The organism is Kitasatospora sp. NPDC058170 (assembly GCF_042883905.1).
Taxonomy (GTDB): Bacteria; Actinomycetota; Actinomycetes; order Streptomycetales; family Streptomycetaceae; genus Kitasatospora.
The window spans coordinates 309,797-326,922 of sequence record NZ_JBHVUV010000004.1; the positions used below are offsets into that span (position 1 = coordinate 309,797).

Sequence of the window (17,126 nt, forward strand, 5' to 3'; positions counted from 1 at the left end):
GGCCGCCGACAGGCCGCCTGACCAGGCTTTATGAGAAGTCAACGGGCTTCTCTCCCCGTTCTGAGCCCGCTCTCATCGGATCCTCATCCGCCGGGCGGACGTTGGTCGGCATGAGCGATCAGCAGCAGCGCGGCGACCAGGACGACCGGCACCACCAGGACGGCCTCCCCGGCGGCTACCCGCCCCCGGGTGCCCACCCGCACCGGGACCGGGTGATCGAGGGCACCGTCGTCGAGAGCGGCCCCGCCGCCCACAGCCACCGCGAGGACCACTCCGGCGGCGGCTTCGACGGCCCGCCCCCTCCCCCGGCCGCGGCTCCCCCGATGCCCCCCGCACCGCCGGTACCGCCCGAGGCCGGCGGACCGGCCCCGCACGGCGGCCACCGCGGCGGCCGCGGCCGCCGCGGGCTGCTGCGTGGCCGGCTCGGCCTGGTCACCGCCGTCGCGGCGGTCGCCGCCGTCCTCGGCGGGGTGACCGGCGGGGTCGTCGCCGCCGAACAGCACGGCTCCGGCAGCCGGACCACCACCGTCGCCAGCCCGATCTCGGCCCGCTCCGACGGCAGCGCCGACGTGGCCGCGATCGCCTCGGCGGTCTCGCCGAGCGTCGTCCAGATCACCGTGAAGAGCGCGAGCGGCACCGCCACCGGCACCGGCGTGGTGCTCACCAGGAGCGGGCAGATCCTCACCAACTACCACGTGGTCTCCGGCGCGGCCGCCGGCGGACAGCTCTCCGTCACCTTCCAGGACGGCTCCACCGCCAAGGCCACCGTCACCGGCACCGACAAGGCCCTGGACGCCGCCGTGATCACCGCGAGCGGCCGCGGCGACCTCACCCCCGCCACCCTCGGCGACTCCTCCGCCGTCTCGGTCGGCGACCCGGTCGTCGCCATCGGCAACCCCGAGGGCCTCACCGGCACCGTCACCTCGGGCATCATCAGCGCCGAGAACCGCGAGGTCACCGTCCAGCTCGACGAGGGCAGCACCAGCGGCAACGGCGGCTTCGGCTTCCCCAACCTGCCCGGCCTGCGCGGCAACACCCCGCAGAACAGCGGCGACACCACCACCTACAAGGCCTTCCAGACCGACGCCGCGCTCAACCCCGGCAACTCCGGCGGCCCGCTGATCAACGCGAGCGGCCAGGTCATCGGCATCAACTCGGCGATGTACTCGGCGGCCGGCTCCAGCTCCACGGCCGACAGCAGCAGCGCCGGCAGCGTCGGCCTCGGGTTCGCCATCCCGATCGACGACATCAAGCAGGTGCTGCCCGAGCTGCAGGCCGGCCAGAACATCTAGACGGACAATTACTCCGAGCAGGTGCTCCTCCCACAGGCGCTCCTCCGCAGACCCCCCTCCACAGGCCCTCCGACGACCGAGAAAGGGCAACCGCCCATGATCCCGTCCGCCGACGACCGCACCTCCGCCGAGCACGGGCAGGCCACCGCCCGGCTCCTCGTGGTCGACGACGAACCCGCCCTCCGGGACGCCCTGGAGAGCAGCCTCGCCTTCGAGGGCTACGAGGTCGCCACCGCCACCGACGGCTACGAGGCACTGGAGTCCGTCGAACGCGACAGGCCCGACCTCGTCCTGCTCGACATCATGATGCCCCGGATGGACGGCCTCACCGCCGTCCGCCGGATGCGCTCGCGCGGCGACACCGTCCCGGTCCTGATGCTCACCGCCCGCGACGCGGTCGGCGACCGGGTCACCGGCCTGGACGTCGGCGCGGACGACTACCTCGCCAAGCCCTTCGAGCTCGACGAACTGCTGGCCCGGGTCCGCGCCCTGCTCCGCCGCAACGCCCTCGCCACCGAGGCCGCCGCCCGGGCCGCCGCGGTCGAGGACGACAGCGAGGTGCTGGCCTTCGCCGACCTGCGGATGAACACCGCCACCCGCGAGGTCACCCGGGCCGGCAAGCCGGTCGAGCTGACCCGCACCGAGTTCATGCTGCTGGAGATGTTCCTCTCGCACCCCCGCCAGGTCCTCACCCGCGAGCAGATCCTCAAGGCGGTCTGGGGCTTCGACTTCGAGCCGTCCTCCAACTCCCTGGACGTGTACGTGATGTACCTGCGCCGCAAGACCGAGCAGGGCGGCATGCCGCGGATCATCCAGACCGTCCGCGGCGTCGGCTACGCCCTCCGCCCGGCCGCCGGCACCCCCGCGTGAGCGACACCGCCGCCGCGCCGCCCCCGCTGGTCCCGCCCCGGGCCCCCCGCCGTCGGCGGCTCGCCCACTGGTACCGGGCGCAGTCCCTGCGCAGCCGGCTGACGTTCCTGACGGCGGCGGCGGTCGCGGTGGCGATCGCGCTGTCGGCCGTGGCCTGCTGGTTCCTCGTCGAGAAGCAGCTTTACGGACAGGTACAGCACGACCTGGAGAACGTCCCGCCTCCCCGCGTGGCACCGCGGCCCATCCAACTCCCGTGCGACACGACGCCGGAGGCCGCCCTGAAGTCCGTCCAGGAGAACCAGGCGGCAGGCGCGCTGTCCGAGCCTCCAGGCGGTGGTCCCGCGTCCCGGGACACCCAGTTCGTCTGGACCGACCCGGCCTGCGTCACCCTGCCGGCCACTGCCACCAAGGCCATCACCATCCAGGCGGACGACGTCCGGGCGCTCGCGCTCCGACCGAACCAGTCGATCATCCGCGACGGCCGCTTCACCAACGGTGAGCCGGCCATGGTCAAGATCTCGCTCGCCCGCGCCTCCAACCACTCCTCCGTGCTCATCATGGTCGCCTCGCCGACCAAGGCCACGGAGGAGTCCCTCAACCGGCTCGCCCTGATCCTCGGCGGCGTGGCCCTCGGCGGCATCATCCTCGCCGGACTCGCCGGCCGGCTGGTCGCCCGCTCCGCGCTCAGGCCCGTCGACCAGCTCACCGACGTCGTCGAGCACATCGCCCGCACCGAGGAGGTCGGCACCACCATCCCCGTACACGGCGACGACGAGATCGCCCGGCTCTCCGCCTCGTTCAACTCCATGTCCACCGCGCTCGCCAACTCCCGGGACCGCCAGACCCGTCTGATCGCCGACGCCGGGCACGAGCTCCGCACCCCGCTCACCTCGCTGCGCACCAACGTCGACCTGCTGATCCGCAGCGACGACACCGGCCGCCCGCTGCCCCCGGCGACCAAGACCAAACTGCTCGGCAACATGAAGGCGCAGATGCAGGAGCTGACCGTCCTGATCGGCGACCTGCTCCAGCTCTCCCGCCCCGACACCCCCCGACCGGAGCGGATCCTCGCCGTCGTCGCGCTGCACGAGCTCGCCGACCGGGCGGTGGCCCGGGCGAAGCTGCGCGGCCCGGGACTGGTCTTCGAGACCGCCGTCGAGCCCTGGTTCGTCCACGGCGACGCGGCCGCCCTCGAACGCGCCGTGATCAACCTGCTGGACAACGCCGTCAAGTACAGCCCGCCCGGCGGGGCCATCGACGTCCGCCTCCGGCAGGGTGTGCTGACCGTCCGCGACCACGGTCCGGGCATCCCCTCGGACGAACTCCCCTACGTCTTCGACCGGTTCTGGCGCTCCCCGTCCTCCCGCCAGCTCCCCGGCTCCGGGCTCGGCCTGTCGATCGTGGCGCAGAGCGTCCGGGAGGCCGGCGGCGAGGTCTCGCTCGGCCCGGCCCGGGACGGCGGACCGGGCACCCAGGCCACCGTGCGGCTGCCGGGCGGACCGTCCCCGGCGTAGCGGGGAAACGGAACGGGCGGGGCGCCCCGACAGCGCCCCGCCCGTTCCGTTCCGGCTCTCGGTCAGTCGAGGTCGCTGCCCGGGCCGAGGACCTTGATGCGATCCTGCGCGGGGGCCTTCAGCGGCGCGGCGGCCGAGCTGTGGGCACCCAGGTAGGTGGCGAAGACGTCCAGGTCGGAGGCGCCGACCAGCTTGTCGGTGCCGGCCGCGAACGCCGGGAAGCCGTCGCCGCCGCCGGCCAGGAACTCGTTGGCCGCGACGCGGTACTTGGCGGCCGGGTCGACCGGCGCGCCGTTCAGCCGGATCGAGTCCACCAGAACGCGGTCCGCACCGGCCTTGCGCATGTCCAGGGTGTAGGTCAGGCCCTTGGAGGACTGCAGGACCTTCGGCGAGGCCGCGTTGGAGCCGCTCACCTGCTGCTGGAGCAGCTGGACCAGCTGGGCGCCGGTCAGCGTCTTGACCTGCATCATGTTGGTGAACGGCTGGACGGTGAACGCCTCGCCGTAGGTCACCACGCCGTCGCCCTCGGCGCCGCTGGCCTTGTAGACCAGGTCCGAGCGGATGCCGCCGGGGTTCATGAAGGCGATCTGCGCGCCGCCCTTGTCGGCGGGCGCCAGGCCCTCCAGCTGGGCGTCGGCGATCACGTCACCGAGCGGCTTCTCCAGGTCGCTGTTGCCACGGCCGTTGATGTCCGAGGCGATGAAGCCGAGCGGACGGTTGGCGATCGGGGCGGCCAGCTTGGAGTAGCGGTCGATCAGCGCCGTCATGTCCGGGGCCTTCTCGACCGTGCGGCGCACGACGTGGTTCTCGGCCTTGACCGAGGGGCGCACGATGCTGCCGGTGGTCTTGTCGAGCTTCAGGTCGATCTCGGTGTAGAGCCGGCCGAAGGAGGCCGCGCTGGTCACCGAACGCGGCACGCCCTGCGGGTCGGGGATGCTGCAGGCGTACGCGTTGTGGGTGTGGCCGGTGACGATGGCGCCGATCGCCGGGTCCAGGTTCTTCGCGATGTCGACGATCGGGCCGGAGATGCCCTGGCCGGCGGCGCCGCAGTCGTAGTTGTAGGTGCTGCTGGCCGGCAGCCCGCCCTCGTGGATCAGGGCGACGATCGAGTTCACGCCCTGCTTCTTCAGCTCGGCCGCGTACTTGTTGATCGTGGCGACCTCGTTGCCGAACTTCAGGCCCTTGACGCCCTCGGCGGTCACGATGTTCGGCGTGCCCTCCAGGGTCGCGCCGATGAAGCCGACCTTCACGCCCTGCGACTTGGTCACCCAGTACGGGGCCAGGACGGGCTTGCCGGTCTTCTCGTAGGTGACGTTGGCGGCGAGGTAGTTGAAGTTGGCGCCCTTGAACTTGCGCCCCTCCTCGTAGCAGCCGTCCACCGGGTGGCAGCCGCCCTCCTGGAGGCGGGTGAGCTCCTTGGCGCCCTCGTCGAACTCGTGGTTGCCGACGGCCGTGACGTCCAGGCCGAGCTTGTCCATCGCCTCGATGGTCGGCTCGTCGTGGAAGAGCGCCGAGGTCAGCGGGCTGGCGCCGACGATGTCACCGGCCGCGACGGTGATCGAGTCGTCGGCCGGGATCCGGGCCTGGCGCAGCGCGGTGGCCAGGTACTCGATACCGCCGGCCGGGGTGGAGACCACCTGGCCGGTCGCCGGGTCGATCTCCCGGATGGTGCCGGACGAACCGGCCGGGGGCTCCAGGTTGCCGTGGAAGTCGTTGATCGCCAGCAGCTGGAGGTTGACGGTCTTGTGGCGGTTGGCATCCGCGGCCTGGGCCGCGGTCGGCACGGCCACCGAGCCGAGCAGCCCGGCGGCGGCGACTGCGGCCAGGCCCGCACGTCGGGATCTGACGGTGAACATTCTGAGGGTCCCCTACCCCTAGAGCGCCCGGGCTGTGGTCGACCGGCGGGCGCTGGCAGCTGTCATGAGTGACCCGTGCAGCCTAGGGTCAACGCGCGTAGCTGTCAGGGTCCCGTACGTAACAAGAGGGTTTCCGGCAGCTGACGATCCGTCCATCTCTCGACATTGCGGCAAGTTGAACGCGTTCAAAACATCTGCAAGGATGAAATCACCGGACGATCACCCGTTCGGGGGGACATCGGGGGGAACCATGAAGGCCACACCACGCCCCACCAGGGCCGCCGGGATCGCGCTCGGGATCGCCCAGTCCGTCGGCGACCCCGACGGGTGCCGGTTCCACGTCCCGACCAGGAACAGCTGAGCACCCGTCCGGGCGGTCCGCCCCGCCGGCCGCACCCGCCGCGGCTGCACCGCGCCCCGCTACACCCCGGGTTCGGCCGCCAGGTACCGCTCGGCGCGCACCCGTTCGGCGACCGCGTCCTCGGTCATCGCCCGGTCGGTGTACACCAGCGGCCGCTCGGCCTCCGTGATGATGTGCTTCACCACCTGAACGTTGCCGTTCACGTCCCAGACCGCGATGCCCGGCGACAGGGTGGGGATGATCTCCACCGCCCAGCGCGGCAGGCCCAGCACCCGGCCGGTGGCCCTCGCCTCCTCGGCCTTCTGCATGTAGATCGTCCGGGTGGAGGCCATCTTCAGGATCGCCGACGCCTCCTTGGCCGCCGCGCCGTCCACCACGTCCGACAGGTGGTGGACCACCGCGACGAAGGAGAGGCCGAGCCGGCGCCCGAACTTCAGCAGCCGCTGGAACAGCTGGGCCACGAACGGGCTGTTGATGATGTGCCAGGCCTCCTCGACCAGGAAGATGCGCTTCTTCCGGTCCGGCCTGATCCAGGTGTGCTCCAGCCAGACCCCGACGATCGCCATCAGGATCGGCATCGCGATCGAGTTGCGGTCGATGTGCGACAGGTCGAAGACGATCAGCGGCGCGTCCAGGTCGATGCCGTCCGTGGTCGGCCCGTCGAACATGCCGCGCAGGTCACCGTCGACCAGCCGGTCCAGCACCAGCGCCACGTCCAGGCCCCAGGACTGCACCTCGTCGACCGCCACGCCCAGCGACTCCAGCGAGGACAGCTCCGGGCTGCGCAGGGTGTCGATGATGTCGTCCAGCACCGGCTGGCGGTCGGTCACCGTCGCCACCACGTGGGCGTGCGCGGCCTTCAGCGCGAACCCGGCCCGCTCCTCCAGCCCGCGCCCCATCGCCACCTCGATGATGGTGCGCAGCAGCGACAGCTGACCGGTCTGGGTGATCGCCGGATCCAGCGGGTTGAGCTTCACCCCGCCGTCCCGGGCCGCCATCGGGTCGAGCCGGATCGACTTTATGCCCAGCGCGTTGGCGATCAGGTTCCACTCGCCGACGCCGTCCTCGCCCTGCGCGTCCAGCACCACGACCTGCCGGTCACGGAACCTCAGCTGGCGCAGCACGTACGTCTTCTCCAGCGCCGACTTGCCGTTGCCGGACTCCCCGAGCACCAGCCAGTGCGGGGCCGGCAGCTGCTGCCCGTACAGCTGGAACGGGTCGTAGACGTACCCCTTGCCGCTGTACACCTCGCGGCCGATGATCACACCCGAGTCGCCCAGCCCCGGCGCGGCGGTGGGCAGGTACACCGCCTGCGCCTGGCCGGTGGAGGTGCGCACCGGCAGGCGGGTGGTCTCCACCTTGCCGAACATCAGGCTGGTGAACGCGTCGGTGAGGTTGCCGAGCGCCATGGGCGGCCTCCTGGTGTGTCAGCGGTGCGGTGGATCAGCGGGTGGGCCGGCGGGGTGGACCGGCGCGGGGTGGACCGGCGGCCGTAGGGCTCAGCGGCGGATGCCGGTGGCGAACGGCAGGGTGTTGACGAACGCCCGGTGGTGCTCGCGGTCGCACCACTCCAGCTTGAGGTAGCTCTTGCCGGCCGAGGCGCGGATGGTCCGCTTGTCCCGGGCCAGCGCCTCCGGGCTGCGCGAGGAGACCGTGATGTAGCCGACCAGGTTGACCCCGGCCGCGCCGGACGCCAGGTCGTCACCGCGCTGGTCCACCCGGCCGGTGTGGGCCAGGTCGCGCGGGTCGACCGTGCGGTTCATCTTGGCGGCGCGGCTGGCCTCCGCCTCGTCGTTGGTCTTCTCGGTCAGCATCCGCTCGATCGCGACATCGGTCGGCTCCAGGTCCATCGTCACGGCCACCGTCCGGATCACGTCCGGGGTGTGGACCAGCAGCGGCGCCAGGAAGTTGACGCCCACCGGGGTCAGCGGCCACTCCTTGACCCACGCGGTGGCGTGGCACCACGGCTCGCGGGTCACCGACTCCCGGGTCTTCGCCTCCAGGTACTGCGGGTGGGTCGCGTCCAGCTCGGCCGGCCAGGCGTTGCGCCGGGACATCGCCTGGATGTGGTCGATCGGGTGGTCCGGGTCGTACATCGAGTGCAGCAGCGAGGAGAGCCGGGCCTGGCCGAGCGGCTGGCGCACCCGGATGTCCGCCTCGGCGAGGCGCGCGCAGATGTCGGTCAGCTCACGGGCCATCACCGCGGCCAGCCCCTCGTCGTCCCGGGCCCGCCGCCCGGTCGCCGTCCGGCCCATCGCGTGCGCCTCGGCGGCCAGGTCGCGGGTGTAGTGCATGCAGGCCACCAGGTACGCCCGGTGCTGCTCCGAGGAGGTCGACACCATCGACTGCAGCTGGTCGTACGAGTCCTGCAGCCAGCGCGGCGCGTCGTGGTCGCCGCGCCGCTCCACGTCCTTGGCGTGCGCGTCCGGGTCGGCCGGCAGCGTCCGGGCCAGGATCTGCAGCCGGGTCACGAAGCCGTCCCCGTTGGCGACGTGCTTCAGCAGCGTGCCGAACCGGTCGACCAGGGCCTCCTGGTCCTCCGAGTCGCGCAGGCCGACGCCCGGGCCCTCGATCTCGATCGCGGCCGTCACCGTGCGCCGCTCCAGGTGCATCAGCACCCCGACCTCGTCCGGCCCGAACGGCGCCGCCAGCCAGCGCAGCCGCCCCACCCCGGGCGGCGGGCCGACCTCCACCTCACGGCCGTCCAGCCGGGTGCCGGCGTCCATCACGTCCGACTTCCACACCGCCCGGCCGCTGCGGACCGTCCGGCGGTAGGTGCGGTTGATCTCCGCCCACTTGTAGAACGTCCGGCGCCGGTAGGGCACGTAGACCGCCCCGATGGCCAGGGCGGGGAGGCCGACCAGGCCCGCGATGCGCAGCGGCAGGATCGGCATCATCAGGCCCCAGACCATGCCGAGGAACGCTCCGAAGATGATCAGGACGATCTCGCCGGACTCCCGGTTGCGGCCGATCGGCGCGTTCGGGCGGGCCTTGCCGATCAGGTAGGTGCGGCGCTGGTGCACGTACGGCTGGGCGTACTGGGCGCCGTACTGGCCGAGTGGTTCGCTGCTCACTTACCCGTCACCCTCCCTTCGCTGGATTGCTGTCGCGGATCGGGACCGACGCCGGGGGCGCGGCCTGCTTCGGTGGCGCGGGGGTCCGCGCGGCGTGCGCGGCGATGCCGGGCGCGACCGAGCCGCCACCCGCACCCGGGCTGCCCCCGCCGCCCTGCGGGCCGCGGTCGCCGTGGGTGCTGATGCCCTGCTTCATCAGGTTCGCGGTGCCGTTGATCATCGCCGAGCCGGCCGAGACGGCGCTGGCCCGGGCGTTGCGCATGTTCATGATCTCGTCGCCGAAGCCCGGCACGAAGCGGTAGACGGCCGTGCTCGCGAAGATCGACAGGAAGAGGATCGCCAGACCCGACAGCACCCGGGCGAAGTCGTCGGTGGCCCCGGCGCCGGTCGCCACCGCGCCGGCCAGCCCGAGGATGATCACGATGATCGGCTTCGCCAGGTCCACCGCCACCATCACCCCCGCCCAGCGGCGCACGTGCTTCCACAGCTGCTTGTCCACCAGCCCCGCGTACACCGCGGTGCCCAGCAGGGCGCCCACGTAGAGCATCGCGGCCCGGATCAGCAGCTCGATCCAGAGCACCGCCGCGGCCAGCACGGCCACCAGCGACACGATGATCAGGATGAGCGGGCCGCCGCCCATGTCACCCTTCTCCAGGGTGTCCGCGAACCCGCCCAGGTACGTCCCGGTGTCCGACTTCGTCCCCACCGCGATCGCCTTGGTCAGCCCGTCCGTCGCGCTCACCACGGTGTACAGGATCAGCGGCGTGAACGCGGACGCCACCACGGTCAGCCACAGGAAGCCGATCGCCTCCGAGATCGCCGTCGTCAACGGCGCCCCGCGCACCGCCCGCTTCGTCACCGCCAGCAGCCAGAGCACCAGCGTGATGATCGTCGACCCGGCGAACACCACCGCGTACTGCTGCAGGAAGGACGCGTTGGTGAAGTCCACCTGCGTCGTCCCGTCGATGGCGCTCGACAGCTTCCGCACCACCCACGCCGCCGCCTGCGCACACCCCTTGGCCAGCGACCCCAGCGGATCGGTGACACTCCCCACCGCACCACTCCCGGGCAGCGAGGCGCCGCCTCCGCCGGGGGCACAGTAGACATCGTTCCCCGGCAGGGGCACCCCGGGGCAGCTGGTATTGGTCACGCTGGGGCTCGATGTGGGCGACGGCTCGGCGAACGCACGCTGCGCCGTCAAGACCACCGAGGCGAGACCGACCATCAGCGTTCCGGCAAGCCGGCCCGCTACTCGGCTCACGCGACCGGATCCACCGTCAGCGGGCATAGCGGAAGCCTCCGAACTGCTCGACGGCACCAGTGATCTCCTCAGAGGTCGCGGCCTGCTGATCCGGTGGGACAGGTGCAGGACCCGCCACCCGGCTGAAGTCGGTGAGCTTCCAGTCCGCACCGGTCCAGCGCAGGCTGAGGGTGAGGGTGAACCACTCCTCCGAGACCGGACGGATCGAACGCTCACCGGCCAGGCCGAAGAGCCCGGTACACCAAACCTCGATCTTGGCGCTCTCGGCGCTGTAAGCGGCGCTCTTGGTGCCGACCGGGATGGTCCGGCTGACAAACGTCATGCCCTTGGGGGGGTGCCCTTGGGCGTCAACGCCGAACCTGGCCGCGGTCTCAGGGGAGAACCCCTGGTCCAGCCTGCTCTGGAGGCCCGCCACCGCGCCCGGGTCGGCGACCGTGGCGACGATGGTGTGGCGGCTGTCGGTGCGGAACATGTCGGCCGAGCCGATGGCCACGGCGTAGTTGGCCGCCGCCGACTGGGCCCCCTGGTCGGTGTGCGGGAAGCCGCCGGCGACGCCGTTGGTGGTGGTGCTCACCGGCTGGTCGCCGCTGGGCGCGGGGCCCGCCCCGGAGGCGGCGGTCGCGGTGGCGGCCGCGCCGTCGGCGGAGCGGGGGGCGCCGGACGGGTCGGCCTTGCCCCGGTTGGCGATGGAGATCGCCACGACCAGCAGCGTGACGACCACCAGGACCGTCAGCAGCGTCCGCATCGGCCGCGCCTGACGCGTACTCATCTGGGACGAGGGCTGTTCGCCGACCGGCAACCGCGTACGGGTGTGCGGCTGGTCGTCGGACAACGGCACGGCGGCCCTCCTGGTGCAGGGAGCCGGGTGGCGGCTCCAGGGGCCCCTCCGGCCGTGGGCGGGCGCGGAGGGAGGGGTGGTGGGTGGACTCCTGGCGGGACTCCGGCCGGACCTCCGGTGGAGCTCCACCGGGACCCCGGCGGCCGCTCCGGCCGGTCCCGGCGGCCGGACGACAGGCGGACCTCCCGCCTGCTGTCCGATCGTCAGATGGCCATGCCGTAGACAATGGTGAACAGAGTGCCAAGTGATCCAATGATGAACACGCCGGTCAGCCCGGCGATGATCAGCCCCTTGCCCTGTTCGGCGCCGAAGCTGTCGCGCATCGCGGTGGCGCCGATCCGCTGCTTGGCCGCGCCCCAGACCGCGATGCCGAGGCACCCCAGGATGGCCACGGCCATGACGACCTCCACCATCACCCGTGCCTCCGACCCGAGACTGGCGAAGGGACCCCAGTCCGGGGCGATCCCACCGATGATGGTGTCGATATTCGGTTTCTTAGGAGGGTCTTCGGCCAGGTGGCCGATCGCGATGCTGTCCACGCTGCTCAGGTTCATTTCCATCTCACCGCCCGATCAGGCAAATTCAAGAGCCCGGACCCCGCCCGCGCGAAGGGCCGGTACCTATTCTTGGCCAGATCTGATGTCGACTTGGCTGCTTCTCGCGGATTGGTCGTGAGGCATCGGACACGTAGGCCAGGATGTCCACCGTACGAAGGATAGCGCTCACTCTTTGTATCTCTGATGATTGCGGTGAGCAACGCCTTCCGGGACACTTCGACTGACGACTCGTCGGGATGGTGCTGATGGTACTCCGGAAGGCCGGTACGGCCGCCGCCGCTGCGGGAGTTGTCGCGTTCGGGTTCGTCGGTCTGGTGACCGTCGGGACGTATGCGGCGAGTGGTACGCCACAGCAGTCCGCCAATCGCGCCGCGCTCTCCCCGGGCACGGTCCCGGCCGCCTACCAGGCGCCGTTCCAGCAATGGGGCGCGCTCTGCCCGGACATCTCGCCGCCGATGCTCGCGGCCCAGCTGTACCAGGAAAGCGGTTTCGACCCGGGCGCCCGATCGCCCGTCGGAGCGCTGGGAATGGCGCAGTTCATGCCGGGCACCTGGGCAACGTTCGGTACGGACGGCAACAATGACGGCAAGAAGGACATCTGGGACCCGGTCGACGCGATCGCCTCGGCGGCGACCTACGACTGCGCGCTCGCCCGCGACGTCTCCAAGGTGCCGGGCGACCGCCAGGCCAATGTGCTGGCCGCCTACAACGCGGGCCCGTACGCGGTGGAGAAGTACGACGGGGTGCCGCCGTACAAGGAGACCCAGGGCTATGTGAAGAACATCAAGGCGCTGACCATGAGCTTCGCCGCGCCCACCGCGCCGGTGGAGGTCTCCCAGCAGTCGGCCGCCGCGATCTACTTCGCCCAGACCAAGCTCGGCACCCTGTACCTGTGGGGCGGCGAGGGCCTGCCCTCGCAGGGCGGGCGGTTCGACTGCTCGGGGCTCACCCAGGCCGCGTACGCCAGCGTGGGCATCGTCCTCCCCCGGGTCGCCAACGACCAGTGGTACGCCGGCCCGCACCCCTCGCGCGACCAGCTGCGCCCGGGCGACCTGGTGTTCTGGGCGACGGACCTGAACGACCCGCGCAGCATCCACCACGTCGGCATCTACGTCGGCGGCGGATACATGATCAACGCGCCGCACACCAACGCGGTGATCCGCTACGACAAGATCGACACCAAGGAGTACATCGGCGCCACCCGGGTCACCTCGGACGGCGCGGCGGCGCTGCCGGTGCGCAACGCGGACGGCACCATCACCGGCAAGGGCGGCCCGACCGCACCGGACGCACCGACCTCGCCCCCGCCCTCCGCCCCCGCCGTCCCGGCTGCCGCCGCCCGCCCGGCGCCGGCCGGTCCGGCGCCGGCCGCCGCCACTCCGACAGGTCCAGGTCAAACACCCGCAAAGAGTTGAGCCGCCCCGGGGCGCCGGGTGTGAGCGCGCTGTGGACGCTGAGTCAAGTTTCGATAACCGCGCGTTTCCGTGGAACGCTGCACCCCGGTTATGACGTTGTGTCCGATGGCCCCGCGTCAGCTTCCCGAGCCGGGCGGGCCCCGGCCGGAACGACCAGGTGCAACGGACCAGAAGGAGGTACGGCGTGTCGACGCCGCTTGCCGACACGACCAACCCCGACCTCGGACTGCTCTACGCGGTCAACGGCCTGGCCAAGCACGCCCCGGAGTGGCTGGACCACCTGGTCTCCTGGATCGGCGAGTACGGCATCCTGATCGGCCTGGCCCTACTGGGCCTGGTCGGCTGGCTGCAGGCCAGACGCCGCCCGGACGCCCCGGTGGCGGTCGCCGGACTGCTCTGGGCGCCGCTCTCGGTCGCGATCGCCGAGCTGGCCAACCTGCCGATCGCCGCCATAGTGGACCGCCCGCGCCCCTTCGTCGACCACACCGGCCTGGACGTGCTGGTGGAGGGCAAGGAGGGCACGCACTCCTTCGTCAGCGACCACTCGACGATGTCGATGGGCATCGCGGTGGCACTGTTCCTGGTGAACCGTCGGCTGGGCTGGATCGCCGGCGGCCTCGCCCTGCTGCAGGGCTTCTGCCGGATGTACATGGGCGTCCACTACCCCACCGACGTGGTCGGCGGGTTCGCGCTCGCCACGGCGGTCGTGCTGCTGCTGGCGCCGATCGCGATGGCCGTCCTGGTGCCGCTCTGCCACGCGCTGAGCCGCACCGTCGCCGCGCCGCTGATCCGGGCCCCCGCCGGCGGCCCGCGCCCGCGCCGTCGTCGGCGCGGCGGCGAACGCGGCACCGTCCGCGCCGACGAGCAGCCGCCGGAATCGGACCTCGCGGCATAGGTCCCCAAGGCCCCCGAGGCCCCCGGGAGGGCTCTCGGGGCCCCGGCCCCGACCGGCTGGATCACGGCGCCGTCGGGCCGCTCTCGGCGAGGTGGTCGGCGGCCTCGCGTCGGGTCAGGTCCCGGGAGCGCCGGGCCGGGGAGAACCAGCCACAGCTGCAGATCGCGTAGCAGAAGGAACCGCGCTCGCTGATCGCCACGCGGTGCTCGGGCAGAGGGGTGGTGCCGGGGGCAGCCGGCAGCTCACTGTGCACGTGCTTCACCGTAACGCCCCCGGCACCCGGCGCGCGACGCCCGGTGCGCGCCGGGTTCCGCGTAACCCTTCACACCTCAACTCGTTTGCCCGGAAAGAGCTCTGCCCACCCGGGGTGGTGGTGGCGGGGCAGTCGGGCCCGAGGGGGTTGTCGCGAGGATGAAGATGACCGACCAGCAGCGCGACGGGCGGCGATCGCGCCGCCCGCTGCCGCACCTGCGCTCGGCGGCCGGGGCCGCCCTGTTCGCCGCCGCACTGGCCGCACTGGCCGGCTGCTCGCCCGGAGCCTCCGGCGGCGGCTCCGCCGACCGGCAGGCGGCCGTCCCCGACAAGCTGTCCGCCGACCCGGTCACGGCCGTCCGCAACTCCCCCGACATCACCGGTCGGACGGGCTCCGCGCACTCCGCCACCGAGCTGGTCACCGAGTCCGCGGAGAAGAAGGCCGTCTTCAGCGGCACCGGCGGCTACGACTACGTGAAGCGGATCGGCCGCCTGGAGGTGCAGGTGCCGCCCGGCGCGGCCACCACCGGGAAGATCGTCGAGGTGGTCCTGCCCGGCACCGTCTACCTGCAGAACAGCGGGGCGAAGGTGCCCGAGGGCAAGTGGGTCAAGCTGGACGTGCGCCAGCTGCCGGACGGCAACCTGGTCAGCAGCGGCGCCACCGATCCGGCCTCCGCCGCGGGCGCGCTGCGGGGGGCGCAGAAGGCCGACCTGGTCGGCACCGAGACGGTTGACGGGGTGGCGCTCAAGCACTACCGGGGCACCCTGGACCTCGCCAAGGCGGCCGATGCCACCGGCGGCCGGGGCGGCGACGGCCTGCGGATGGCCGGCCAGACCTTCACCGTCCGGGACGTCCCGTACGACGCCTGGCTGGACGAGCAGGGGCGGCTGCACAAGGTGGTCGAGGAGTTCACCTTCGCCGGGGTGGCCGGGTCCAAGGAGGCGAAGGACCAGGTGAAGGTGACGTCGACCACCTCGCTGACGGACTTCGGCAAGCCGGTCGAGGCGGCCGAGCCGCCCGCCTCGGACATCTACTCGATGAAGCCCACGGAGAGCCCGAAGTAGGCCCGGTACAGGCCCGGACACGGTCCCGGCACACGCCTGCCGCGGGCCCGCGGTGGCCCCGGCACCGGCCCGGAGCCGCTTCGAGGAGGAGCGCCGCCGGAACGGGTGGGACGTCGGACGGTCACGGCCCACCCGTTTCGGCGGCGCCGAGATGGCCCGTCCGTGCCATGTGGCCGGGCTCCGGAGTGCCTAGGCTGGACGTCGGGTGGCTGCCGCCCGGGCTGGCAGGGCGCTGAAGGGGTGGTGCAGGTGGTGTCGTCCACAGGTGGCCGCAGCGGCGGCCACGACGACGCGGCCCTCGACGAGATCGACCTGGCCGGTGAGCTGATGATCGCCGCGACGGCCAGCGCCGGCGAGCGGCTGCCGACCGAGCGGATCGACGAGGTGCTGTTGGACCGGCCCGACGGCGGCTCGGCCGCCGGACCGTCACCCGGGCGGGACCGGGAAGGGGCCCCGGCGCAGACCCCGGGACCGGCCCGGCAAGATCGGCCGGACAGGGCCTAGCCGGCCCCCGCGGCGGCAGGCGGTCAGCTGCGCAGCAGCCGGCCGATCGCGGCGGTGGCCTCCGCCACCTTGGCGTCCAGCTCCGCCCCGCCCTGCTCGGCGGCCGCCGCGACGCAGTGCCGCAGGTGCTCCTCCAGCAGCGAGAGCGCGAAGGACTGCAGTGCCTTGGTGCCGGCCGAGACCTGGGTGAGCACGTCGATGCAGTAGACGTCCTCGTCGACCATCCGCTGCAGACCCCGGATCTGGCCCTCGATCCGGCGCAGCCGCTTGAGGTGGGCGTCCTTCTGCGCGCTGTACCCGTGCGGCCCGTGGCCGCCGTGCGCCCCGGCGGCGGCCCCGGCCACGGCCTCGGCGGCGGGGTCTGCGGCGGGGTCTGCGGCGGGGTCGGCGTGCGGCTCGTTCCCGGGCGCGTGGTCCGGCTCGGTGCGCGCTTGCGTCGTGGTCATCGGCCCGCCTTCGTCTGAGTGCCTGGTGGCTGCGTCGGCCTCCAGTGTCCAACACAAGGGCCCCCCGTGGTGTTCCCCCGTACGGGCGGCCACCCGGTCTTCGGCGCTCCGGACGGGCGCAATCCCGGCGAGGTTCCGTCAGACTGGGGGCTCATGTCCGCACATGGGTGTGCGGGCCGGGCGCGCTGGTGCGTCGACCAAACGGAAGGGGAGCCTCCGGCTCCCCTGTCACCACCCCGTTTGCACAATTGCGCTTGGTTGCACCTAGCATCGTTCAGTCCCTACCCCGCACATCGGAGATTTCCGTGCGTTTTAGCCTGACCCCGAAGGAGACGAGCTTCTACGACATGTTCTCCGCAGCCGCGGAGAACCTCGTCGTCGGATCGAAGCTCCTGCTGGAACTGCTGGGATCAGACGTGTCGGCCCGCGCGGAGATCGTCGAGCGCATGCGCGCCGCCGAGCACGCCGGGGACGACACCACCCATGCGGTGTTCCACCAGCTGAACTCCTCCTTCATCACGCCCTTCGACCGCGAGGACATCTACAACCTCGCCTCGTCGCTGGACGACATCATGGACTTCATGGAGGAGGCCGTCGACCTGGTCGTCCTCTACGACATCCAGACCCTCCCCAAGGGCATCGAGCAGCAGATCGAGGTGCTCGCCCGGGCCGCCGAGCTCACCGCCGAGGCGATGCCCAACCTGCGCACCATGTCCAACCTGACCGAGTACTGGATCGAGGTCAACCGGCTGGAGAACCAGGCCGACCAGATCCACCGCAAGCTGCTCGCCCACCTGTTCTCCGGCCAGTACGACGCGATCGAGGTGCTCAAGCTCAAGCAGGTCGTGGACGTCCTTGAGGAGGCGGCGGACGCGTTCGAGCACGTCGCCAACACGGTGGAGACCATCGCCGTCAAGGAGTCCTGA

General features: G+C 71.9%; 16 protein-coding genes. 8 read left to right on the plus strand and 8 right to left on the minus strand.

The genetic code is table 11. The annotated features are described in order from the left end of the window. Window positions 1-110 precede the first annotated feature (110 nt). The 3 genes from ACFVVX_RS07580 (at window position 111) to ACFVVX_RS07590 (ending at window position 3,676) form a co-directional block, all read left to right on the plus strand. A complete protein-coding gene (locus tag ACFVVX_RS07580) occupies window positions 111-1,292 on the plus strand; it encodes a S1C family serine protease (RefSeq protein ID WP_387942459.1) in 1,182 nt (393 codons plus the stop codon). 96 nt (window positions 1,293-1,388) lie between these two features. Continuing rightward, window positions 1,389-2,162, plus strand: a complete 774-nt coding sequence (locus ACFVVX_RS07585) for a response regulator transcription factor (RefSeq protein WP_387942461.1) — start codon at window positions 1,389-1,391, stop codon at window positions 2,160-2,162. Beyond that, window positions 2,159-3,676: a sensor histidine kinase gene (locus ACFVVX_RS07590; protein WP_387942463.1), complete on the plus strand. Its 1,518-nt coding sequence runs from the start codon at window positions 2,159-2,161 to the stop codon at window positions 3,674-3,676. The genes ACFVVX_RS07585 and ACFVVX_RS07590 overlap by 4 nt, the downstream gene beginning before the upstream one ends. A 62-nt stretch (window positions 3,677-3,738) precedes the next feature. Here the strand turns inward: ACFVVX_RS07590 and ACFVVX_RS07595 are convergent, their stop codons facing one another. From ACFVVX_RS07595 to ACFVVX_RS07620, 6 genes are all read right to left on the minus strand, one after another. Then, window positions 3,739-5,532, minus strand: coding sequence for a bifunctional metallophosphatase/5'-nucleotidase (locus ACFVVX_RS07595; RefSeq protein WP_387942465.1), 1,794 nt, complete (start codon window positions 5,530-5,532; stop codon window positions 3,739-3,741). A 420-nt stretch (window positions 5,533-5,952) separates the two neighbouring features. Beyond that, window positions 5,953-7,302 (minus strand): ATP-binding protein, encoded by a 1,350-nt coding sequence (locus ACFVVX_RS07600; RefSeq protein ID WP_387942467.1) that lies wholly within the window; start codon window positions 7,300-7,302, stop codon window positions 5,953-5,955. A 90-nt stretch (window positions 7,303-7,392) separates the two neighbouring features. After that, a complete protein-coding gene (locus tag ACFVVX_RS07605) occupies window positions 7,393-8,967 on the minus strand; it encodes an SCO6880 family protein (protein ID WP_387942469.1) in 1,575 nt (524 codons plus the stop codon). Window positions 8,968-8,974: 7 nt separating this feature from the next. Further along, complete coding sequence (locus ACFVVX_RS07610) at window positions 8,975-10,021, minus strand: hypothetical protein (protein ID WP_387942471.1); 1,047 nt, start codon at window positions 10,019-10,021, stop codon at window positions 8,975-8,977. Between the two features lie 223 nt (window positions 10,022-10,244). Next, entirely contained in the window at window positions 10,245-11,066 is an 822-nt protein-coding gene (locus ACFVVX_RS07615) for a hypothetical protein (RefSeq protein ID WP_387942473.1), read from the minus strand. Between the two features lie 203 nt (window positions 11,067-11,269). Next, window positions 11,270-11,620, minus strand: a complete 351-nt coding sequence (locus ACFVVX_RS07620) for a hypothetical protein (protein ID WP_387942475.1) — start codon at window positions 11,618-11,620, stop codon at window positions 11,270-11,272. A gap of 248 nt (window positions 11,621-11,868) precedes the next feature. Between ACFVVX_RS07620 and ACFVVX_RS07625 the strand changes: the two genes are divergently transcribed. Together ACFVVX_RS07625 and ACFVVX_RS07630 are read left to right on the plus strand one after the other, a co-directional pair. Continuing rightward, window positions 11,869-13,038: an NlpC/P60 family protein gene (locus tag ACFVVX_RS07625; RefSeq protein ID WP_387942477.1), complete on the plus strand. Its 1,170-nt coding sequence runs from the start codon at window positions 11,869-11,871 to the stop codon at window positions 13,036-13,038. A gap of 184 nt (window positions 13,039-13,222) precedes the next feature. Then, window positions 13,223-13,933 carry a phosphatase PAP2 family protein gene (locus ACFVVX_RS07630; protein WP_387942479.1) on the plus strand — a complete coding sequence of 237 codons (711 nt, stop codon included), beginning with the start codon at window positions 13,223-13,225 and terminating at the stop codon, window positions 13,931-13,933. Between the two features lie 61 nt (window positions 13,934-13,994). Here ACFVVX_RS07630 and ACFVVX_RS07635 read toward each other — a convergent pair whose 3' ends face one another. Beyond that, the gene (locus ACFVVX_RS07635) at window positions 13,995-14,186 is read right to left on the minus strand and encodes a hypothetical protein (protein ID WP_387942481.1); all 192 of its coding nucleotides are present in this window, start codon (window positions 14,184-14,186) and stop codon (window positions 13,995-13,997) included. Between the two features lie 164 nt (window positions 14,187-14,350). Between ACFVVX_RS07635 and ACFVVX_RS07640 the strand changes: the two genes are divergently transcribed. Then, a complete protein-coding gene (locus ACFVVX_RS07640; RefSeq protein ID WP_387942483.1) occupies window positions 14,351-15,250 on the plus strand; it encodes a hypothetical protein in 900 nt (299 codons plus the stop codon). A 249-nt stretch (window positions 15,251-15,499) separates the two neighbouring features. Continuing rightward, a complete protein-coding gene (locus ACFVVX_RS07645) occupies window positions 15,500-15,754 on the plus strand; it encodes a hypothetical protein (RefSeq protein ID WP_387942485.1) in 255 nt (84 codons plus the stop codon). Window positions 15,755-15,777: 23 nt separating this feature from the next. Here the strand turns inward: ACFVVX_RS07645 and ACFVVX_RS07650 are convergent, their stop codons facing one another. Continuing rightward, window positions 15,778-16,200 (minus strand): metal-sensitive transcriptional regulator, encoded by a 423-nt coding sequence (locus tag ACFVVX_RS07650; protein WP_387942487.1) that lies wholly within the window; start codon window positions 16,198-16,200, stop codon window positions 15,778-15,780. A 305-nt stretch (window positions 16,201-16,505) separates the two neighbouring features. Between ACFVVX_RS07650 and ACFVVX_RS07655 the strand changes: the two genes are divergently transcribed. After that, entirely contained in the window at window positions 16,506-17,126 is a 621-nt protein-coding gene (locus ACFVVX_RS07655) for a DUF47 domain-containing protein (protein ID WP_387942489.1), read from the plus strand.